The organism is Falsiroseomonas algicola (genome assembly GCF_011040385.1).
Lineage (GTDB): Bacteria > Pseudomonadota > Alphaproteobacteria > Acetobacterales > Acetobacteraceae > Falsiroseomonas > Falsiroseomonas algicola.
This window is the reverse complement of record NZ_JAAIKB010000002.1, coordinates 729,724-749,754: the sequence shown is the minus strand read 5'-3', so window position 1 is coordinate 749,754 and position 20,031 is coordinate 729,724. Positions and strand designations below refer to the sequence as shown.

Sequence of the window (20,031 nt, the reverse complement as noted above, 5' to 3'; positions counted from 1 at the left end):
CGCCGCGTTAGTCCTCCGCCCTCGCCCGGCCCCCGGGCGGCTCACCGCAACACCGGCCGGGATGGATGCATGACGATCGGGATCGAGATGGGACGCGCGCCGAACGGGGAAGCCGCGACCTTCGACCTCGAGGAACTGCTCTCCACCCGCCTGCTGGTCCAGGGCAATTCAGGCTCCGGCAAGTCGCACCTGCTGCGCCGCCTGCTGGAACAATCCGCCCCCTGGGTGCAGCAGGTGGTGGTGGATCCGGAGGGTGACTTCGTCACGCTCGCCGACAAGCACGGCCACCTGGTGATCGAGGCGGAGGACCACACGGAGGCCGCCCTGGCGCGGGTGGCGGAGCGGGTGCGGCGCCACCGGGTCTCCGTCGTGCTGAACCTGGAGGGGGTGGAGGTCGAGGCCCAGCTGCGCTGCGCCGCCGCCTTCCTGAACGGGCTGTTCGAGGCCGATCGCGACGCCTGGACGCCGCTGATGGTGGTGGTGGATGAGGCACAGCTCTTCGCCCCCGCCATGGCGGGCGAGGTCTCGGACGAGGCCCGCCGCGCTGCCCTCGGCGCCATGACCAACCTCATGTGCCGCGGCCGCAAGCGCGGCCTGGCCGGCGTGATCGCGACGCAGCGCCTGGCCAAGCTCGCCAAGAACGTGGCGGCGGAGGCGTCCAACTTCATGATGGGGCGCACCTTCCTCGACATCGACATGGCCCGCGCGGCCGACCTGCTGGGCATGGAGCGCCGCCAGGCGGAGATGTTCCGCGACCTCCAGCGCGGGCATTTCGTGGCGCTCGGCCCTGCCGTCTCCCGCCGCCCGCTGCCGATCCGAATCGGAGGGGTCGAGACCGCCTCGCGCTCCGCCGGACCGGCCCTGGTGCCACCCCCGGTGGCGAGCGCGGAGGAGGCCCGCGACCTGATCCTGAAGGCGCCGCAGGACGAGGCGCCCCGCCCCGCCCCCGTGCGCCGCGCGCCCAAGCCGCCCATGCCGGACATCCTGGTCCAGCTCTCCCAATACCGCCCGCCGGCCGCCGCGGAGCCCGCGGAGCCGCCGCCGCCGCCCACGCCGGAGCAGCAGGAGGACCGGCGCCGCCGCATGGACGCGATCCTGCGCCAGGTGCTGGCGGACCCGGAGGCCGCCTTCCGCCCGGCCAGCGTGCTCTACCAGGATTTCTTGGTGCGGCTGCGCATCCATGAGGTGGAGGGCCCGCCGGACCTGCCGGCCTTCCGCCGCATGCTCTCCACCGCCCGCGCCGGCATCGACCCCGATGTGGCGGAAGGCGAGGCCTGGCAGGGCGCGGTGGCGCGGGCGGAGGCGCTGCCGGAGGATTCGCAGGGCGTCTACCTGCTGCTGGCCCGCGCCGCGCTGGATGGCCTGCCCTGCCCGTCGGACGCCACCATCGCGCGCGCCTATGGCAGCCACTCGCTCGGCCGCGCACGGCGCCTGCTGGCCTGGATGGAGGAGCGCAAGGCCATCGTCCTTCGCGCGGAGCGCGGCGGGCGGCGCGTGGTGGCGATGGTGGGCCTGGGCTGGGAAACCGCGCCCGGCGATCCCGACGGGCCGGCGGAGGATGCGGCCGCGGCGTGATCGGGGCCGCCCCCTCTTTCTCGCAGCGCAGCAGCAGCCCAGACTGCGCGGCATGACGAGGAAGGAGGCGCCGGCGATGGCGCAATCGGTGGGCCGCAACGGCTTCGCGTCCGTTGGTAACAACGGCTTCGCTTTGACGTTGGAGAAGTCGCCCGCGCGCGGCACGCGCGGTGTCGTGGCGACCAACCATCCCATGGCCTCCGCGGCCGGCGCGGAAGTGCTGTTGGCCGGTGGCAATGCGGTGGATGCCGCCATCGCCGCGCTCTTCGCGCTGACGGTGGTGGAGCCGATGATGGTCGGCCTGACCGGTGGCGGCGTCTGCCACCTGCGCATGGCCGATGGGCGGCACAAGGTCGTGGACGGCCTCAGCACCGCACCCGCCGCGGCGAGCCCCACCATGTACACGCCCGCGCCGGGTTCGGCGCCGGAGGAGCGGGAGACGGTGGGCCGCGCGAATGCCATCGGCGCGCTCTCCGTCGCCGTGCCGGCGGCGCTGCGCGCCTGGTGCGTGACGCTGGCGGAATACGGCACCTGGCCGCTGGCCGATGTGATGGCGCCGGCGATTCGCCTGGCAAGCGAGGGCTTCCGGGTCACGCCCTACCTCTCCGATTCCATCGGCGATGCCGCGGCCGACCTGGCGCGCGATCCCGACCTCGCCGCGCGCTTCCTGGCCGGCGGCGGCAAGCCCGCGGTGGGGTCGAAGCTGGTGCAGGGCGCCTATGCGGAGACGCTGCGCTGCGTGGCCCGCGAAGGCGAGGCAGCGCTGCATGGCGATGGGTCGCTGGGTGGCATCCTCGCCGATGCCATCGCCAGGATGGGCGGCATCATCACGCGCGAGGACCTGCGCGGAAGCCGCCCGATCCAGCGCGAGCCGATCGGCGGCACCTATCGCGGCTATCAGGTCTTCGCGCCGCCGCCGCCGGCCTCGGCCGGCGTGCATGTCGCGCAGATGCTGAACGTGCTGGAGGGCTTCGACGTCGCGGGCATGGGCTTCGGCACCGTGGACGGCTTCCATCTGGTCGCGGAGGCGCTGAAGATGGCCTTCGCGGACCGCAGCGCAGCGACGGCCGACCCGGACTTCGTGAAGGTGCCGGTCGCGCACCTGACCTCCAAGGACTACGCGGCGCTGCGGCGCGGCGAGATCGACCTGGCGGCGGCGAAGGCCTGGGCCGCGCATCCCTCGCTGATGGAATCCAACTGCACCACCCATGTCACCGTCGCTGATGCCCACGGCAACATCGTCGCCACGACCCAGACCATCAACGCGCTGTTCGGCGCCCGCATCGCCATCCCCGGCACGGGCCTCATCTGCAACAACTACATGCACAATTTCGACCCGCGGCCGGGGCTCGCGCTCTCGGTCGAGGCGGGGAAGCGCGTCTATACCTCCATGGCGCCGACCATCGCGCTGAGGGACGGCAAGCCCGCCTTCGCACTCGGCCTGCCGGGTGGCCTGCGCATCTTCACCTCCGCCTTCCAGGCCGTGCTGAACCTTATCGACCACGGCATGACCCTGCAGCAGGCGGTGGAGGCGCCGCGCATCTGGACGCAGGGCCAGGCGCTGGAACTGGAGCCCGCCGTGCCCGCCGAGGTCGCGGAGGGTCTCGCCGCGCGCGGCCACAAGGTGCAGCGCGTGCGCACCATCGGCGGCGGCATGAATGCCATCGCCTTCGAGGCCGATGGATCGATGACCGGCGCCGCCTGCTGGCGCGCGGATGGTTCGGTGGTGGCGCTGGGCGGGGGGCTTGCCCGCGCCGGCATCCGCTTCTCCGCCGACGCCCCTGTTCTCTGAGGAAAGACACGATGACGACGAAGATTGCCCTGCTGCAGCCCATCGCCGGCGAGATGGCCGACATCATCCAGTCCCTGCTGCCCGAGGGCTTCACCGCCACGGCCGTGAAGGGCCGGAGCGTCGAGGATCTGAAGGCCGAGGTCGCCGACGCAACCTACGCGCTGTGGTGGGACGTGCCGGTGCCGGCGGAGGTGCTGGCCGCGGGGCCGAAGCTCAAGCTGGTGCACAAATGGGGTGTCGGCATCGACAACATCGACCTCGACTACTGCCGCAAGCACGGCATCAAGGTGGCGCGCACCACGGGCAGCAACGCCGCGCCCGTGGCCGACTTCACCATCGGCCTGATGCTGGCGCTCGCGCGCCGCATCGTGCCCGCGCATAACAGCACCGCCGCCGGCGGCTGGGCCAAGAACGAGGTCTGGAAGCAGTCCATCATGGTGTCCGGCAAGACCGTCGGCATCATCGGGCTGGGTGCCATCGGCAAGGGTGTCGCCAAGCGCCTGCAGGGCTTCGATTGCCGCGTGCTCTACTACAGCCGCACGCAGCTGCCGCCGGAGCAGGAGAAGGCGCTGGGCGTGGAATACCGCACGCTCGACGCGCTGCTGCCGGAGGTGGACATCCTCTCGCTGAACTGCCCGCTGACGCCGGAGACGGCGAAGATGATCGATGCCAAGGCCTTCGCGAAGATCAAGCGCGGCGCGCTGCTGATCAACGTCGCGCGCGGCGGCGTGGTGGTGGAGGCCGACCTGGTGGCGGCGCTGAAGGACGGCACGCTGCGCGGCGCCGCCGTCGATGTCTTCGACCAGGAACCGCCGCCCGCCGACCACCCGCTGCTGCACATGGACAACGTCATCGTCACGCCGCACTGCGCCTCCACCGCCTATGAGAACAGCCGGCGGAGCATCCAGCACTGGCTGGGCAACATGATGCGGGTGGAGAAGGGCGAGCCGATCCCGGAGCAGGATCGCGTGGTGGATTGAGGGGTCGCGCAGACCCCCACCCCGACCCTCCCCCGCAAGCGCGGGGGAGGGAGTGAAGGGTTACTGCTTGGCGTAGTGGTGGCAGAAGCCGGCGCCGATTTCCGTCAGGCGGTCGGCGATCAGCTTGCCGGATTCCGCGCTGCACAGCCGCGGATCGCCGGTGCCGAGGCCGTTGGGGCTGACGGCATCGTATTCGATGGGGACGGTGACTTCCGCGCCTTCGAAGCTCAGCGCGCCCCAGCCGGAGAAGGGCAGGCCCAGCGCTTCCGGCTTGCCGCTGCGCGGCTCCGGCACCAGGTCGCCGCGGATGCGTTCCGGGAACAGGTGCATGCACAGGCTGGTCAGCGGATCCGCGCCGTGGCTCGACACCGCCTTCGCCTTCTCCGCGCCCAGCAGCTTCGGCATCTCCGCATAGGCAATGCGCCAGAGATACAGCGCCGGGATCACCAGGCCCGTCTTGTGCATCACCGCCCGCGTCGCCTCGTTGATGACGTTGACGTTGCCGCCATGGCCGTTGATGACGATGAGCTTCGTCAGCTTGTGGCGCAGCAGCTCCCCGAACAGCTCATCCAGCACGGCGCGGAAGGTGGCGGCGGAGAGCGCGATGCCGCCCGGCATGGGGCCGAAGAAATCGCCCTTGCCGAAGGGCAGCACGGGCGCCACGACGGTGCGCGTGCCCTCCGCCGTCGCGCGCAGCGCGATCAACTCCGCCATCTTCTCGGCCAGGAAATAGTCGCCCATCGGCGCATGCGGGCCCTGGTCCTCATGGCTCCCCATGGGCAGCAGGATCACGGGGTTGGTGGCGTAGAGCGCGCGGGCCTCGCCCCCAGTGATCTCCCCCATGCGCACCTTGGTCGGCGACAGCGTCGTCATCTCAGTCTTCCTCTTGTTCAGCCGATTTCCTCGGCACGGATGCAGGCCACACGGTGCCCGCTCTGGTCGAGGCTGCGAAGCGGGGGCACCGCCTCCGCGCAGGCAGGGCGGGCATGCAGGCAGCGCGTGCGGAACACGCAGCCTGAGGGCGGGTTGGACGGGCTCGGCGGCTCACCCGGCAGGATCACGCGCTGCGCGCGCTTCGCGGGATCGAGCATCGGCGTCGCCGACAGCAGCGCCACCGTGTAGGGGTGGAGCGGCCTGGCGAAGACCTGGGCGACCGGCCCTTCCTCCATGACACGGCCGAGATACATGACGATGACGCGGTCGCAGAGATGCCGCACCACCGGCAGATCATGGCTGATGAACAGCATGGCCAGGCCGAGATCGCCGCGGAGTTCCGCCAGCAGCTTCACCACCTGTGCCTGGATGGAGACGTCGAGCGCGGAGACCGGCTCATCCGCCACCAGGAAGTCGGGCGAGGTCGCGAGCGCGCGGGCGATGCCGAGGCGCTGCCGCTGCCCGCCGCTGAACTCGTGCGGATAGGCGCCCATGCGCTGCGGGTCGAGCCCGACGCGCCGGAACAGCGCCGCGGTGCGCTCCTCGCGCTCGGCGGCGTTCAGCGTGGTGTGGATGGTGAGCCCATCCATCACCTGCGCGCCGATGCTGCGCCGCGCATCGAGGCTGCCGAAGGGGTCCTGGAAGACGATGCCCATGCGGGCACGCAGCTTGCGCCAGGCGGCACTGCCGGGCTTGGGCAGCGGTTCGCCATCGAAGCGCACGCTGCCGCCCGTGGCCGCCAGCAGGCCCAGCAGCAGGCGCCCCAGCGTGGACTTGCCGCTGCCGCTTTCGCCGACGACGCCCAGCGCCTCCCCCTTCGCGACCGTCGCATCCACGCCGGCGACGGCGCGCACGGGCCGCCCGCCGGCCAGGATGCCGCGCGGGGCGAAGCTCATCTCCACCGCCTCCGCCACCACCAGCGGCGCGGTCATGGCGCGATCTCCCGCCAGCGGATGCAGCGCACGGCACGGTCCCCCTGCCCTTCCAGCGCGGGCGGCGCGGCGTTGCAGGCTTCCGTCGCATGGGCGCAGCGCGGCGCAAAGCGGCAGCCCGGCGGCCACTGGTCGGGCCGCGGCACGACGCCGGGGATGCCCTCGGGCTCCGCATCGCCATCCGGCACGGCGGCAAGAAGCGCGCGGGTGTAGGGATGCAGCGGGCGGGCGAAGACCTCCGCCACCGGGCCGCGCTCCACCACCTGCGCGGCGTACATCACCACCACATCCTCCGCGACTTCCGCGACGACGCCAAGCGAATGGGTGATGAGCACGACGCCCATCCCCTCCTCCCGCCGCAGCACCGCCAGCAGTTCCAGGATCGCCGCCTGCACCGTCACGTCGAGCGCCGTGGTCGGTTCATCGGCGATCAGCAGCCGCGGCTTGTTGGCGATGGCCATCGCGATCATCACGCGCTGGCGCATGCCGCCCGACAGTTCATGCGGATAGGCGCGCGCGCGACGCTCGGGATCGGCGATGCCGACGCGCTTCAGCAGGTCCACCGCCTCCCGCCGCGCGGCCTCCGCCGTCACGTCGCGATGGGCGCGGATGGCTTCCGCCACCTGGTCGCCGATGCGGTGCACGGGGTTGAGGCTGCTCATCGGGTCCTGGAAGACCATCGCCATGGCACCGCCGCGCAGCCTGCGGCGCTGCGCCTCCGGCATCCGCAGCAGATCCTCGCCCTCGAAGCGCGCGACGCCGTCCGCCGCGCGGGCCGCGGGCGGCAGCAGGCCCATGATGGCGGTGGCCGCCATGGACTTGCCGGAGCCGCTCTCCCCCACAATGGCCAGCGTGCGGCCAGCGGAGAGGCTGAAGGAAACATCCTCGACGGGCTTGATGACGCCGCCCGGCACCGCGATTTCCACCGTCAGCCCCTGCACGTCCAGCAGCGGTGCCGGCGAGGCCGGCGGGGGGAACAGCCCCGGCAGCAGCCGGTCCACCAGCCGCAGCCGCTTCGCTCCGCCGCCCCCGCGCTTGTCCGCGATGTCCCGCACCGCGTCGCAAAGGATGTTCATCGCCAGGATGGTGAAGGTCAGCGCCACGCAGGGCCAGACCAGCAGCATCGGCGCCTGTTCCATGGTGGACCGCGCGCCACGGATCATCAGGCCCCAGGACGGCGTCGGCGGCACCACGCCGAGGCCGAGGAAGGAGAGCCCCGATTCCAGCACCACCGCCGCCGCCACCGCGAGGGAGAACTGCACCAGCACCGGCCCCGCGATGTTCGGCAGCACGGTGCGCAGCAGGATGCGCATGGTCGGCGCGCCGAGCGCGCGCACGGCCTCCACATAATCCTGGTTCCGCGCCGACAGCACCTCCGCGAAGCTCACCCGGATGAAGCCGGGCAGGTAGAGGACCGACAGCACCAGGATCAGCGTCGCCGTGCCCGGGCCCAGCAGCGTGACGACGAGCAGCGCCAGCAGCACAGGCGGGAAGCACAGCACGACATCCGCGCCGCGGATCGCGAGGAACTCCGCAACGCCGCGGAACCAGCCTCCGAGCAGGCCGAGCGCGGTCCCCACCACCGCCGCGATGGCGGAGGCGATGAAGGCCACCATCAGCGACGACCGCGCGCCCCAGATGAGCCGCGACAGCACGTCCCGCCCGAATTCGTCCCGTCCCAGCGGGCTGCCCGGCAGCCAGGCGGCCAGCCGGTTCGCCACATCCTGCCGGATCGGGTCCGGCATGGGCAGCAGCGGCGCCGCGGCCGCGACCAGGCAGATGAACAGGACCGCGAGGCCCGGGAGGTAGAGGCGTCTCATGACCGGCTGATCCGCGGATCGAGGGCGGCGTAGAGCAGGTCCATCGCCAGATTGATGAGCAGGAACAGCGCGGAGACCGTCAGCACGATGCCGACCACCATCGGGTAGTCCCGCCCCTCCACCGCGCGCAGCAGCGGCGTGGAAAGGCCCGGCCAGTTGAAGACGTATTCCACCAGCACGGTGCCGCCGAGCAGCGTGCCCATCTGCAGGCCGAGCACGGTGGTGACCGGGATCAGCGCGTTGCGCACGACATGGCGCGTCAGCACCCGCCGCGGCGTCAGCCCCTTGGCGCGGGCGGTGCGCACATGGTCGCGCGACAGCGCGTCCAGCACGGAGGCGCGCGTCATGCGGAAGACCGTGGCCGTCAACCCCTTCGCGATGGCGATGGCGGGCAGCGACAGCAGCAGCAGGTGCCGCGCCGGGTCCTGCGCCAGCGGCACATAGCCCCCCGCAGGCATCCAGCGCAGCGTCTGCGCCAGCAGCAGGATCAGCAGCGTGCCCAGCACGAAGACCGGAACCGCCTGCAGCAGCGCCGCAATCCAGGATGCGGCGCGGTCGAAGGCCCCGCCCGCGCGCACGGCGGCGAAGGTGCCCGCCGGCAGCGCGATCAGCACGGACAGGATCGTGCCGGCCAGGATCAGTTCCAGCGTGCGCGGCAGGCGCAGCAGGATCTCCTCCGCCACCGGATAGTCATCCACCAGCGAATTGCCGAGGTCCCCGCGCGACAGCCCTTCCAGGAAGGCCAGGTACTGTTCCCAGATCGGCCGGTTGAGGCCGAGCTTCTCCCGCAGTTCCGCGATGGCATAGGCATCCGGCATGGCGCCGCCGGTGGACAGCAGCAGCTCCGCCGGGTCGCCCGGCACCATGTGCAGCGCGAGGAAGACGACCGTCGCGACCACCCACATCAGCACCAGCGAGACGCCGATGCGCTTGGCGATCCAGAGCATCAGCCGAAGGCCGCGAATTCCAGCAGGGCGCCCGACGCCGTGCTGAGCGCGCCTGGCAGATTCGCGAAGCCGGTGATGCGGCGGTCGAAGCCGTAGCCCTGTTCACGCCAGGCGAGGCCGACCAGCGGCACCTCCTCCAGCGCCGCGCGCTGCATGTCGCGATAGATCTCGACGCGCTTCGCCTGGTCGAATTCCGTGCGGCCCTTGGCCAGCAGCTCCGTCGTCCGCGGTGCCCGCAGGCCGAAGGACCGCCCATGCGCCGGCGACAGCGAGGTGTCCATGACCACGCTCAGCCCATCCGGATCGTTGAATTCGGAGGAGACGCCATGCACCGCCAGGTCATACTGCCCGCGGATGCCGCGGCTGACGCGCGTGGACCAGTCCACCAGCTGAAGTTCCGCGCGGATGCCGATGGCGGCCAGGTATTGCTGGCTGATCTCCGCACTGTCCTTGTGCATGGCGAATTGCGAGGCCGCGAGCAGGGTGGTGCTGAAGCCGTTCGGGTGGCCCGCCTGCGCCAGCAGCGCCTTCGACCGTTCGGGATCGTAGGCGTGGCCACGCGAGAGCTCCGCGTCGAACCAGGGCGTGCCCTCGGCGATCGGCATGCCCTCCAGCACCTTGCCGCGGCCGGAGAAGGCGACGCGCACGATGTCGTCGCGCTTCACCGCATGCGCCACGGCGCGGCGCACCAGCGGGTTGTCGAAGGGCGGGCGCGTGCCGTTGAACAGGATGTCCATGAAGGGGCCCATCTGGGTCGCCAGCGTCAGGCGCGGATCGGCCTCCACCGCGGCCATGCCGGACCATGGCACGTATTCGATCATGTCCATGTCGCCGGATTGCAGCGCGGCGAGGCGAAGGTTCTCATCCGCATAGACGGTGAAGCGGATGGTGCGCGTGCGCGGCAGGCCGGGCACCCAGTAGTTCGGCACGGCCTGCACCTCGATCCAGGTGCCGCGTTCCTGCGACGTCACGCGATAGGGGCCGCAACCGATCGGTGCGTTCATGTCGCGCGACCCGCGCCAGACGATGCCCATGTTGTAGTTGGTGAACCAGAGCGGCACCGTCGCCGAGGGCTCCTTCATCACCAGCCGCACGGTCTGCGCATCCGGCGTCTCGACGCGCTCCACCTGCTGCATCTGCTGGCGGTAATAGGCGGTGGAGCGTTCGGCGGCCATCTGCTCGATGGTCCACTTCACGTCCTCCGACGTCACCTTCTCCCCGTTATGGAAGACGGCTTCCGGACGCAGCTTGAAGACCCAGGCGCCTTGCGCATCCAGCGACCATTCGCGCGCGAGCTCGCCGCGCATCTCGCCCTTCTCGTCGAAGCCCACCAGGCGGCGATGGATCAGCAGCTTCACCGTGCCGGCGGAGGCGCCGGTGGAGACCCAGGGCTGCAGGTTGGGCGGCCAGGCGGAGAGGCCGAAGCGGATCGTGGAGGGGCGCTGCTGCGCGCGCGCTTCGTTGAACAGCACCGGCAGGGCGGCGGCGGCACCGAGGAAGCTGCGTCGGTTCAACGTCGGCATGGCGGCATCCTGCGCATCGGGGTCTGGTCGGTCCCCGCGATGCCACGGGACGGGGGCCGTCCTGTCAAGCGGATTACCGCAGCAAAAATTCACTCTCGATGGGGCGTTGCACGAAACACCATCACTGCCGTAGGCGGGATGGCAAGAAAGACAGCCTCCCCGACCTGGGGCAGCGCCACGCCATCAAGGCTCGGGCGCTTGGCGAAGAAGTCAGGCAGGCCGGCATAGGAGAGGCGCAGGCGGCAATGGTCGCCGAGATAGACGACCTCCGTCACCGGCGCCCGCTGCCCCGCTTCCGCCAGATGGACTTTCTCCGGCCGGATGCAGGCAATGACGCGCTCGCCAGCGGAAAATCCGTGCGGCGCCGTTGCCAGCATCGTGCCATCGGAGAGGCGCAGGGTCGTGGAGTCGGCGACCACCGCCTCCATCCGGTTGTTCTCCCCGATGAAGCCGGCGACGAAGGCATTGGCGGGCCGCTCATAGATGGCATCCGCGCTGCCCAGCTGCTGGATGCGCCCACCCTCGAACACCGCGATGCGGTCCGACATGGTCAGCGCTTCCGACTGGTCATGGGTGACATAGACGATGGTCACGCCGAGCGTCGCGTGGATGCGGCGGATCTCCAGCTGCAGCTCCTCCCGCAGCTGCTTGTCGAGCGCGCCGAGCGGTTCGTCCATCAGCACCAGGCTCGGCGAGAAGATCAGCGCGCGGGCCAGCGCCACGCGCTGCTGCTGGCCGCCCGAGAGCTGTTGCGGACGGCGGTCGCCGAAGCCCGACAGCCGCACCATTTCCAGCGCCTTGGCGATGCGCGTCGTGATCTCGGCGCGCGACGTGCCGCGGACGGACAGCGGGAAGGCGAGGTTCCGCGCCACCGTCATGTGCGGGAACAGCGCGTAGTTCTGGAACACCACGCCGATGCCGCGCTTGTGCGGCGGCACCGTGTCGATGCGCTTCCCCTCCAGCTCGATGCTGCCGGATGAGGGATCCTCGAACCCCGCCAGCATCATCAAGGTCGTCGTCTTGCCGGAGCCCGACGGGCCGAGCAGTGTCAGGAACTCACCCCTCGCGATGTCGAGGTCGAGGCCCGCCACCACCGGCGTGCGGCCGTCATAGGATTTGCTGACGCCGCGGAAGCGGACGATCGGCGCGCTCATGCGCGGCCCCGTCGCTCGGCGCGGACGCGCAGCGCCTCGCTCACCAGCAGGAAGAGGAGCGAGCAGAGGAAGAGCATGGTCGCGGCGGCCAGGATCGTGGGGCTCAGGAATTCGCGCACGCTGGCATACATCTGGCGCGGCAGGGTGAATTGCCCCGGCCCCGCCATGAACAGCGTGATGACGAATTCATCAAGCGAGGTGGCAAAGGCGAAGATGGCGCCGGCGGCGATGCCGGGCCAGATGTTCGGCACGACGATGCGGATCAGCGCCGTGGCGGGGGAAGCACCCAGCGAGGCCGCGGCGCGGAGCAGCGTCGCATCGAAGGTCTGAAGCGTGGCCAGCACGCTGACGACGACGAAGGGCACCGCGACGACGGTATGCGCCAGCACCAGCCCAGGCAGCGACCCGGTCAGCCCCACCAGCGAATAGGCGAAGAACATCGCGGCCGCGGTGACGATGTAGGGCGTCACCATCGGCAGGGTCAGGATCGTCACCAGCACCGCCTTGCCGCGGAAGCGCCCGAGTTGCAGGCCGACCGCCGCCGCGGTGCCGAGCAGCGTCGCCACCACCGTCGTGGCGCCGGCGACGACGAAGCTGTTCTTCATCGCCAGCATCCAGCGCGCGCTGTCCAGCAACTCCCCATACCAGCGCAGCGAGAAGCCGCGCGGCGGCAGGGCCAGCAATTCGGTGGGGGAGAAGGAGAGCAGGATCACCGCCACCATCGGCGCCAGCAGGAAGGCCAGCACCAGCGCCGTCACCAGGCGGAGCAGCCGCCGCGCGACCGGGCCTTCCCGCATCAGGCCCGTCCGCCGATCGTCGCCACGCCGCCCGTCAGCACCCGCGCCAACCCGATGGCCGCGCCGGTCATCGCCAGCAGATAGGCCGACAGCGCGGCCGCCATGCCCCAGTTGACCTCGCGGTTCATGAAGTAGGCGATGAACCAGGCCACCATCTGGTCGCGATCGCCACCGACCAGCGCCGGCGCGGTGTACATGCCGACCGCCAGCAGGAAGACCATCGCCGCGCCTGCCAGCACGCCCGGCATCGACATCGGCAGATAGACTCGCAGGAAGCGCTGCACGCCGTTCGCACCAAGCGAGGCCGCCGCGCGCAGATAGATACCATCCAGCCGCTTCATCACGCTGTGCATCGGCAGCACCGCGAAGGGCAGCAGCACATGCACCAGCGCCACCACCACCGCGATGCGCGTGCCCACGACCTGCACCGGCGCGTCGATGAGGCCCAGCGCCATCATCGCCTGGTTCACCGGCCCTTCCCGTTGCAGCAGGACGAACCAGGCGGTGCTGCGCACCAGCACGCTGGACCAGAAGGGGATCAGCACCAGCATGAGCGCGACAGCCGACCACGGCGCGCTCAGCTTCGCGATGGTGTAGGCGACGGGATAGGCCAGCAGCACACAGAGCGCCGTCACAGCCAGGCTGATGCCGAGCGTGCGCCAGAAGAGCTGCCTGTACAGCGCCTCCTCCGCCGCCACCGCCTGCACGCCGCCACCCGGCGCGCGTTGCAGATCCATGGCACGCAGCAGATACAGCGGCGTCACCGGCCCGCCGGCGCGCTGGACCAGCAGCCATGTGTCACCCTCACCCCATCGCGCATCGAGCGCGACCATGGAGGCCGCATAGGGCGCCTCCAGCCGTCCCGCCGCCCGTGCGGTCCGCAGCAGCAGGCCGCGCATGCCCGTTCGCTCGAAGTTCAGGCGCTGGGCCATGTCGCCGATGCGCCGGTCCTCCAGCGCCTGGCCCAACTCCTGCGCCATGGCGGCGAAGGCGGGCTCCGGCGGCAGGCCCACTCCGTCCCAGGCCGCGAGCGCCGCACGGGTGCGCGGCAGCGTCGCCGCAACCTCCCGATCCGCCACCGCGGTGAACAGCGCGAAGCCCACGGGCAGCAGGAAGCTGCCCAGGATCAGCAGCATCAGCGGCGCGATGAGCAGCGCGGCGAGCCAGTTGGTGCGTCGCATCGCCGCGCGCCGGGATCAGGTCAGCGATTCACCCAGGATGCGAAGCGCTGTTCCAGATCCGGCCCGTATTCCAGCCAGAACTCGGTATTGATCTCGAGGCCGCCGGCCTGGTGGTTCGTCATCATCAGCGGATTGCGCGCGCGCACATCAGGGTCGTTCGCGACCGACGCCGTGGCGGGGTTGATCGGCCAGAGCTTCGTCAGCTCCGTCACCGGGCCCGCTTCCGTGATGTGCTGGATCAGCCGCATCGCCGCCGCGGCGTTGGCAGAGCCGCGCACCACCGCCCAGCTGTCATAGGCATAGAGCAGCGTGGACCAGCGCAGGTTGTAGCGCGCCCCGGCGCGGATGCCGTTCGCGGTGCGGCCGACGAAGCCGAGCGCATAGGCAACCTCGCCGGAGTTCACCAGCTCGATCGGCTGCTGCCCGCCGGTCCAGAACACGAGGTTCGGCCGCAGCCGGTCCAGCGCCGCGAAGGCGCGCGCCTGGCCGGCCGGGGTCGCCAGCACGCGATAGACATCGGCGGGCGCCACGCCATCGCCCATCAGCGCCGCTTCCAGCGTGATGCGCGCACCGCGGCGCAGCGTCCGACGGCCAGGGAAGCGCTGCGTGTCCCAGAATTCCTGGAAGGTGGCGGGGCCGTTGGCGTGCCGCGCCTCGTCATAGAAGACGGCGACACCCCAGCCGATGGCGCCGGCGCCGCAGGTGGTGGCGCCGCCCGGCATGAACTTGCCGCGGTCCACCACGCTGTAGTCGATGCGCTCGAAGATGCCGTCCTCGCAGCCGCGGATCAGGTCCGGCGCTTCCACCAGCACCACGTCCCAGGTCACGTTGCGGGCCTGCACCATCGCGCGGATGGGGCCGACATTGTAGTCATAGGCCGTGTCCACCACCGGGCCGCCGGCAAAGGTGGAGAAGAGCGTCCGCCGCATATGGTCCTGCAGCGCGCCGCCACCGGCGACCACCGTCAGGTCCCGCGCTTCCGCCGGCATCACGGCGGCGAAGACGCCGATCGCGAGCCCGGCCAGTTTCCCCAGCAAACGCCTCATCGCGCCCTACCCTTCATCCCTGGCCGTCACCGGTGTGATGTGCCACCCCGCATTCTTCTTGCGGTAATAGGTGTTGAGCAAGCGCGTCGTGATCGGCCCGGGCACGCCGGCGCCGATCTTCTGCCCATCGATGCGCGTCACCGGGAACAACCCGCAGGAGGTCGCGGTCAGGAAGGCCTCCTCCGCGCCCAGCAGCGCCTCGGGCGTCAGGGCGCCGTAGCGGGCGGGAATGCCGAGTTCGGCCGCGATCTCGAACATGGTGCGGCAGGAGATGCCCCCGAGCACGCCCGAATCGGGGCTCAGCAGCGCCCCATCGATGACGGCCACGATGTTGAAGCCGGGCGATTCCGCCACCAGCCCATCCGTCGCCAGCAGGATCGGCGTGTCGAACCCCGCATCCTTGGCGGCGAAGGTGGCGCGGATGAAGTCGCCCCAATGGCTGTTCTTCCAGAGGGGATTCACGGCGGAGGCCGGGATGCGGTGGATATCGCGAACCAGCATCGCATCCTTGCCGCGCGCCATCTCCTCCGGCTGCCCGCGCAGCACCAGCGGCGTGACGGTGGCGAAGAAGTTGTTCTTGGACAGCGTCGGGTCCCGCGACCCCGGCACGGCCATGCCGCGCGTGCAGGCGAAATAGACCAGCGTGTCCTGCAGCCCGCTCCGGCGCACCAGGTCGGACAGCACGGCGCGCATCTGCGCGCGGTCCATGCCCGCATCCAGCCGCAGCCCCTGCATGGAGGCGAAGAAGCGGTCGAGGTGATCCTCCAGCCGGAAGAAGCCGCCCTTCCAGGTGTGCACCACGTCATAGGTCATGTCGGCATACATCAGGCCGAGGTCGCGGACCGAGATCTTCGCCTCCGCCAGCGGCACCACCGCGCCATCGACGTAACCGAGCGCCTTGCTGAAATCCGCGTTCTCCACGGTCAGGTGCGTGGGAACCTGCAACGCCTCGGTCATCAATCGCCCTCTTGTCTCGGCAGGATAGGGATCGCCGGCGAGCCGCGTCAAACCGCGACCTGCCCGCTTTGCAGCGCCGCGGCGGCGTCGCATGCTGCTTGTATGGAACCTGTCCCCGCCCCGCCTGTCGATGACCTGGCCGAGGCCGCGTCCGCCCTGGCGGAGGGGCGCACCACGCCCGAGACGCTGCTGGAGGCCTGCCTGGCGCGGCTGGAGGCGCACAACCCCGAGCTGAACGCCATCATCGCCATGGACCTGCCGGCCGCCCGCGCGGCGGCGGCAGAGTCCGGGGCGCGGCGCCGCGCGGGAAAGGCGATCGGCCCGCTGGATGGCGTGCCCTTCACGGTGAAGGACAACCTCTACGCCGCCGGCTTCGGCGCGACCTGGGGATCGCGCCTGTTCCGGGATTTTGTGCCTGGCGTCGATGACCTCTGCGTCGCGCGCCTGCGCGCGGCGGGGGCGGTGCTGGTCGGCAAGACGAACACGCCCGAATTCGCGCTGGCCGTGCACACCAGCAACCCGGTCTTCGGCACCACGCGCAACCCCTGGAACCCCGCGATGGTGCCGGCCGGGTCATCGGGCGGCGCGGCCGCGGCGGTGGCGGCGGGCATGGCGCCGCTCGCCATCGGCACGGATGCCGGCGGCTCCATCCGCCTGCCGGCTGCCTTCACGGGCCTCAGCGGCTTCAAGCCCAGCACGGGGCGGATCCCCCGCCTGCACGGTTTTCCGGCCCTGTCGCTGGACTACCAGGCCATCGGCGTCATGGCGCGGGATGTCGCGGGGCTGCGCCTCGCGATGCACGTGCTGGCCGGCGGCGACGCGCGGGACCGCGCCTCCCTCGCCTTCGGGCCGCTCGATGCATCGGCCCCTGCCGGCGGCACGCGCATCCGCCTGGTGATGCAGGCCGGCGGCGAGGGCACGGACCCCGCCGTGGCGGCGCTGCTGTGCAGCGCGGCCGCGGTGCTGGCGGAAGCGGGATGCACCATCGCCGAGGGCGACATGCCCGGCGATGCCACGGCACTGCGCGATTTCTCCGCCGTGCTCTCCGCCGTCGGCGTCGCGCGCGTCGTGCAGGCGCATGAGGGATGGCAGGACCTCGTGACCCCCGCCATCCGCGCGGTGGCCGAACGCGGCCTGGCGCTGTCCGGCATCGACTACGCCCGCGCCCACGATGGGCTGGCCGCCTGGCGCGCCAGCGTCGGCGCGGCGATGGGCGATGACGACATCCTGGTGACGCCCACCTGCCCCACCCCGCCCTGGCCGATCGAGTCCGGCCCGCCCGCCACCGTCGGCGGCCAGCCCGCCGGCCCGCGTATGCCGGTCGCCTTCACCGCCTTCGCCAATGCCATGGGCTGGCCCGCCATCAGCATCCCCTGCGGCCTGTCACCCGATGGCCTGCCGATCGGCCTGCACCTGATCGGCCGCTACGGCGAGGATGCGCGCGTGCTCGCCCTGGCCGAGGCCTTTCAACAGCGGACCGCGTGGCACAAGGCGCGGCCGCCCCTGGGAGAAACGCCATGACCCTCACCCGACGGACCCTGCTGGGCACGCTTCTGGCGACGCCAGCCCTGGCGCAGGATGGCTGGCCGAGCCGCCCCATCCGCCTCGTCGTCCCCTTCCCGCCCGGCGGCCCCACCGACATCATGGGCCGGCTGCTGGCGCAGGCGCTGGAAGTCGATCTCCGCGTGCCCGTCGTGGTGGAGAACCGCGCCGGCGCCACGGGCGCCATCGGCAGCACCGCCGTCATGCAGTCGCCGCCGGATGGCTACACGTTGGTCGTCGGCACGCTGGGCAGCCACGCGCTCCAGCCCCTGATCGCGAAGACGCCGGCCTATGACCCGCGGCGGGATTTCACGCCCGTCGCCCTCTTCGCCACCATCGCCAATGTGCTGATGGTGCATCCCGGCGTGAATGTCCGCAGCGCAGCCGAGCTGGTGGCGCTGCTGAAGGCGGAACCGGGCAAGCACAACTACGGCTCCGCCGGCATCGGGTCGCCCATCCACCTCTCCGCCGTGCTGCTGGAAGCGGTCGCCGGCGTGCAGGCGCAGCACATCCCCTATCGCGGCTCCGCCCCCGCCATCCAGGACCTCCAGGGCGGGCGGCTCACCTTCATGTTCGATGCGGTGCCGAGCGCCATGGGCGCCATCCAGGGCAATGCCGTGCGCGCGTTGGCCGTCACCACGCCCAACCGCATCGCCGCGCTGCCGGATTTGCCGACCATGCAGGAAGCCGGCATCCGCCCCTATGACGCCTATACCTGGAACGCCATCTTCGCGCCGCCGCGCACGCCGGAGCCCCTCGTCGCGCGACTCAACGCCGCCATCGGCGCCATCACCGCCCGGCCCGAGTTCCGCGCCCGCGCCACCGCGCTCGGCGCCGATGCCGCGACCTCCACGCCGGAGGCGCTGCGCGCGCTGGTCGCGGCGGAGATGGAAAAGTGGCGCGGCATCGTCGAGACCGCCGGCGCGCGGGAGAGCTGAGATGGAAGCCATCCGCTGCCTGGCCGACACGGCCGACGAGCTCGGCGAGAGCCCGGTCTGGGACCCCCGCGACCATTGCGTCTGGTGGCTCGACAACCTCAAGCCCGCCATCCATCGCTGCGACCCCGCCACGGGCGCGCATGCCGAGTGGAAGCTGCCGGAATTCGTGGGCTCCATCGGGCTGCGCGCCAAGGGCGGCTTCATCGCCGGCACGCTGCAGGGCTTCGCGGTGATCGAGCCGGAGAAGGGCATCTTCGAGACCATCGCGCGGCCGGAGCCCGACTGCCCCGGCAACCGCATGAATGACGGCAAGGTGGATCGCCGCGGCCGCTTCTGGTGCGGCGGCATGAATGCCCGCTTCGTCGAGACCTATGAGGCGTCGGCCTCGCTCTGGCGGCTCGACCCCGATGGCAGCGTGCACCGGATGGAGACGGGCATCATCGTCGGCAACGGCATCGCCTTCAGCCCCGACGACCGGACCATGTACCTCTCCGACAGCAGCGCCAAGACCGTCTGGGCCTATGACTTCGACCTGGAAGCCGGCACCATCGGCAACCGCCGGATCTTCCTCTCCGCCACCAACTTCCCCGGCCATAACGGCAAGGTCGATGGCGCGGCGGTGGATACGGAGGGATTCTACTGGGCGGCCCTGCCCTATGACGGGCTGCTGATGCGCTACGCGCCGGATGGGCGGATCGACCGCTGCTACCGCATGCCGTCCTCCTGCCCCACCATGCCGAGCTTCGGCGGCGCGGCGCATGACGTGATGTTCGTCACCACCGCGCGGAAGTTCCTGAATGGCTGGCAGCGCGGCGTGCAGCGATGGGAAGGCGCGCTGCTGGAGGTGACGGGCCTCGGCGTGAAGGCCCTGCCGGAACCCATGTTCGCGGGCTGACGAACCCGTGCTTCACTACGCCTCAACAACGGGAGACTTCACACCATGCGTCGTCGCGATGCCCTCGGCCTGCTGGCCGCCCCCCTGCTGCTGCCGCACCGCGCCGCCGCGCAAGGCTGGGCGCCGACGCGCCCCGTCAGCATGGTCGTCCCCTTCCCGCCCGGCGGGCCGACCGACCTGGCCGCGCGCGTCGTGCAGCAGCCGATGCAGGCGGCGCTCGGCCAGACCGTGATCATCGACAACCGCCCGGGTGCCACGGGCGCCATCGGGTCCCGCTATGTCGCGGGCCAGCCGGCCGATGGCCATTCCCTGCTGGTCGCGGCCAGCGGCACGCTGACCATCAACCCCGTCATCATGCGCAGCCCCGGCTATGACGTGGAACGAGACTTCGCGCCGGTGACGCTGGTTATGACGGCGCCGAACATGCTGGTCGTCCACCCCTCCATCCCCGCCCGCACGGTGCCGGAGGTGGTGGCCTGGATGAAGACCATCGCGGGCGGCCCGGCCTATGCCTCCTCCGGCGTCGGCTCCTCCGAACAGCTGGGCATGGAACTGTTCAAGCTGCTGACGGGGACGGAGGCGGTGGCGGTGCCCTTCGCCGGCGGCCCCGCCGCGGCCACGGCCGTCATCCAGAACCAGGCGCCGATCGCCGTGCTGAACGCGGCGACGGTCGGCACCCATGTCGCCTCCGGCGCGCTGCGCGGCATCGCCATCTGCGGCCCGAACCGCTTCCCGCAGCTTCCCGCCGTGCCGACCATGGCGGAGCAGGGCCTGCCCGACCATGTCTCCGGATCCTGGACCGCCATCGTTGCCCCCGCCGCGACGCCGGCGCCGATCCTGGACCGGCTGAACGAGGTGATCGTGGCCGCGCTGAAGACGCCCGAGGTGACGGAGCGCCTGGCCCGCGTCGGCTTCGCCGTGGATGCGACGGACCGGCCGACCCTGGCCCGCCTGATCGCCGCCGACCTGGCGCGCTGGCGCCGCGTGGTGCGCGACGCCCGGATCGACCTGATCTGAGG

The 20,031-nt window shown here is 71.1% G+C and carries 17 protein-coding genes; 7 read left to right on the top strand and 10 right to left on the bottom strand.

Annotation, left to right across the window (positions count from 1 at the left end; all coding sequences use genetic code 11):
* Positions 1 to 69: 69 nt before the first annotated feature.
* The 3 genes from G3576_RS08580 to G3576_RS08570 all read left to right on the top strand — a co-directional run bounded on the left by G3576_RS08580 (position 70) and on the right by G3576_RS08570 (position 4,347).
* Complete coding sequence (locus G3576_RS08580; protein WP_164693928.1) at positions 70 to 1,575, top strand: ATP-binding protein; 1,506 nt, start codon at positions 70 to 72, stop codon at positions 1,573 to 1,575.
* A 76-nt stretch (positions 1,576 to 1,651) separates the two neighbouring features.
* A complete protein-coding gene (gene ggt / locus G3576_RS08575; RefSeq protein ID WP_164693927.1) occupies positions 1,652 to 3,367 on the top strand; it encodes a gamma-glutamyltransferase in 1,716 nt (571 codons plus the stop codon).
* An 11-nt stretch (positions 3,368 to 3,378) separates the two neighbouring features.
* On the top strand, positions 3,379 to 4,347 hold the full coding sequence (locus G3576_RS08570; protein ID WP_164693926.1) for a 2-hydroxyacid dehydrogenase: 969 nt from the start codon (positions 3,379 to 3,381) through the stop codon (positions 4,345 to 4,347).
* Positions 4,348 to 4,407: 60 nt separating this feature from the next.
* Here G3576_RS08570 and G3576_RS08565 read toward each other — a convergent pair whose 3' ends face one another.
* The 10 genes from G3576_RS08565 to G3576_RS08520 all read right to left on the bottom strand — a co-directional run bounded on the left by G3576_RS08565 (position 4,408) and on the right by G3576_RS08520 (position 15,637).
* Positions 4,408 to 5,220 carry a creatininase family protein gene (locus G3576_RS08565; RefSeq protein ID WP_235951592.1) on the bottom strand — a complete coding sequence of 271 codons (813 nt, stop codon included), beginning with the start codon at positions 5,218 to 5,220 and terminating at the stop codon, positions 4,408 to 4,410.
* 17 nt (positions 5,221 to 5,237) lie between these two features.
* Positions 5,238 to 6,212, bottom strand: coding sequence for an oligopeptide/dipeptide ABC transporter ATP-binding protein (locus tag G3576_RS08560; protein WP_164693925.1), 975 nt, complete (start codon positions 6,210 to 6,212; stop codon positions 5,238 to 5,240).
* Positions 6,209 to 8,032 carry a dipeptide/oligopeptide/nickel ABC transporter permease/ATP-binding protein gene (locus tag G3576_RS08555; RefSeq protein ID WP_164693924.1) on the bottom strand — a complete coding sequence of 608 codons (1,824 nt, stop codon included), beginning with the start codon at positions 8,030 to 8,032 and terminating at the stop codon, positions 6,209 to 6,211. Before G3576_RS08555 ends, G3576_RS08560 begins: the two co-directional genes overlap by 4 nt.
* On the bottom strand, positions 8,029 to 8,979 hold the full coding sequence (locus tag G3576_RS08550) for an ABC transporter permease (protein WP_164693923.1): 951 nt from the start codon (positions 8,977 to 8,979) through the stop codon (positions 8,029 to 8,031). The genes G3576_RS08555 and G3576_RS08550 overlap by 4 nt, the downstream gene beginning before the upstream one ends.
* Positions 8,979 to 10,502, bottom strand: coding sequence for an ABC transporter substrate-binding protein (locus G3576_RS08545; RefSeq protein ID WP_164693922.1), 1,524 nt, complete (start codon positions 10,500 to 10,502; stop codon positions 8,979 to 8,981). The genes G3576_RS08550 and G3576_RS08545 overlap by 1 nt, the downstream gene beginning before the upstream one ends.
* A gap of 89 nt (positions 10,503 to 10,591) precedes the next feature.
* Positions 10,592 to 11,656, bottom strand: a complete 1,065-nt coding sequence (locus G3576_RS08540) for an ABC transporter ATP-binding protein (protein WP_164693921.1) — start codon at positions 11,654 to 11,656, stop codon at positions 10,592 to 10,594.
* The gene (locus G3576_RS08535) at positions 11,653 to 12,453 is read right to left on the bottom strand and encodes an ABC transporter permease (protein ID WP_164693920.1); all 801 of its coding nucleotides are present in this window, start codon (positions 12,451 to 12,453) and stop codon (positions 11,653 to 11,655) included. Before G3576_RS08535 ends, G3576_RS08540 begins: the two co-directional genes overlap by 4 nt.
* Entirely contained in the window at positions 12,453 to 13,634 is a 1,182-nt protein-coding gene (locus tag G3576_RS08530) for an ABC transporter permease (RefSeq protein WP_164693919.1), read from the bottom strand. Before G3576_RS08530 ends, G3576_RS08535 begins: the two co-directional genes overlap by 1 nt.
* Before the next feature lie 20 nt (positions 13,635 to 13,654).
* A complete protein-coding gene (locus G3576_RS08525) occupies positions 13,655 to 14,680 on the bottom strand; it encodes an extracellular solute-binding protein (RefSeq protein ID WP_164693918.1) in 1,026 nt (341 codons plus the stop codon).
* 6 nt (positions 14,681 to 14,686) lie between these two features.
* A complete protein-coding gene (locus tag G3576_RS08520) occupies positions 14,687 to 15,637 on the bottom strand; it encodes an aminotransferase class IV (protein ID WP_164693917.1) in 951 nt (316 codons plus the stop codon).
* 102 nt (positions 15,638 to 15,739) lie between these two features.
* On the opposite strand from G3576_RS08520, the gene G3576_RS08515 reads away from it, so the two are divergent.
* Genes G3576_RS08515 through G3576_RS08500 form a run of 4 tightly spaced genes read left to right on the top strand, consistent with a single transcriptional unit; the run spans position 15,740 to position 20,029 of the window.
* On the top strand, positions 15,740 to 17,158 hold the full coding sequence (locus G3576_RS08515; protein WP_164693916.1) for an amidase: 1,419 nt from the start codon (positions 15,740 to 15,742) through the stop codon (positions 17,156 to 17,158).
* On the top strand, positions 17,155 to 18,117 hold the full coding sequence (locus tag G3576_RS08510; protein WP_164693915.1) for a Bug family tripartite tricarboxylate transporter substrate binding protein: 963 nt from the start codon (positions 17,155 to 17,157) through the stop codon (positions 18,115 to 18,117). The genes G3576_RS08515 and G3576_RS08510 overlap by 4 nt, the downstream gene beginning before the upstream one ends.
* Position 18,118: 1 nt before the next feature.
* Positions 18,119 to 19,012, top strand: coding sequence for an SMP-30/gluconolactonase/LRE family protein (locus G3576_RS08505; RefSeq protein ID WP_164693914.1), 894 nt, complete (start codon positions 18,119 to 18,121; stop codon positions 19,010 to 19,012).
* Positions 19,013 to 19,057: 45 nt separating this feature from the next.
* Complete coding sequence (locus tag G3576_RS08500; RefSeq protein WP_164693913.1) at positions 19,058 to 20,029, top strand: Bug family tripartite tricarboxylate transporter substrate binding protein; 972 nt, start codon at positions 19,058 to 19,060, stop codon at positions 20,027 to 20,029.
* Positions 20,030 to 20,031: the final 2 nt, after the last annotated feature.

Excerpts from the sequence above, each read along its gene's own strand:
- G3576_RS08580 (WP_164693928.1), top strand. The coding sequence starts at position 70 with ATGACGATCGGGATCGAGATGGGACGCGCGCCGAACGGGGAAGCCGCG.
- ggt (WP_164693927.1), top strand. The coding sequence starts at position 1,652 with ATGGCGCAATCGGTGGGCCGCAACGGCTTCGCGTCCGTTGGTAACAAC.
- G3576_RS08570 (WP_164693926.1), top strand. The coding sequence starts at position 3,379 with ATGACGACGAAGATTGCCCTGCTGCAGCCCATCGCCGGCGAGATGGCC.
- G3576_RS08565 (WP_235951592.1), bottom strand. The coding sequence starts at position 5,220 with ATGACGACGCTGTCGCCGACCAAGGTGCGCATGGGGGAGATCACTGGG.
- G3576_RS08560 (WP_164693925.1), bottom strand. The coding sequence starts at position 6,212 with ATGACCGCGCCGCTGGTGGTGGCGGAGGCGGTGGAGATGAGCTTCGCC.
- G3576_RS08555 (WP_164693924.1), bottom strand. The coding sequence starts at position 8,032 with ATGAGACGCCTCTACCTCCCGGGCCTCGCGGTCCTGTTCATCTGCCTG.
- G3576_RS08550 (WP_164693923.1), bottom strand. The coding sequence starts at position 8,979 with ATGCTCTGGATCGCCAAGCGCATCGGCGTCTCGCTGGTGCTGATGTGG.
- G3576_RS08545 (WP_164693922.1), bottom strand. The coding sequence starts at position 10,502 with ATGCCGACGTTGAACCGACGCAGCTTCCTCGGTGCCGCCGCCGCCCTG.
- G3576_RS08540 (WP_164693921.1), bottom strand. The coding sequence starts at position 11,656 with ATGAGCGCGCCGATCGTCCGCTTCCGCGGCGTCAGCAAATCCTATGAC.
- G3576_RS08535 (WP_164693920.1), bottom strand. The coding sequence starts at position 12,453 with ATGCGGGAAGGCCCGGTCGCGCGGCGGCTGCTCCGCCTGGTGACGGCG.
- G3576_RS08530 (WP_164693919.1), bottom strand. The coding sequence starts at position 13,634 with ATGCGACGCACCAACTGGCTCGCCGCGCTGCTCATCGCGCCGCTGATG.
- G3576_RS08525 (WP_164693918.1), bottom strand. The coding sequence starts at position 14,680 with ATGAGGCGTTTGCTGGGGAAACTGGCCGGGCTCGCGATCGGCGTCTTC.
- G3576_RS08520 (WP_164693917.1), bottom strand. The coding sequence starts at position 15,637 with ATGACCGAGGCGTTGCAGGTTCCCACGCACCTGACCGTGGAGAACGCG.
- G3576_RS08515 (WP_164693916.1), top strand. The coding sequence starts at position 15,740 with ATGGAACCTGTCCCCGCCCCGCCTGTCGATGACCTGGCCGAGGCCGCG.
- G3576_RS08510 (WP_164693915.1), top strand. The coding sequence starts at position 17,155 with ATGACCCTCACCCGACGGACCCTGCTGGGCACGCTTCTGGCGACGCCA.
- G3576_RS08505 (WP_164693914.1), top strand. The coding sequence starts at position 18,119 with ATGGAAGCCATCCGCTGCCTGGCCGACACGGCCGACGAGCTCGGCGAG.
- G3576_RS08500 (WP_164693913.1), top strand. The coding sequence starts at position 19,058 with ATGCGTCGTCGCGATGCCCTCGGCCTGCTGGCCGCCCCCCTGCTGCTG.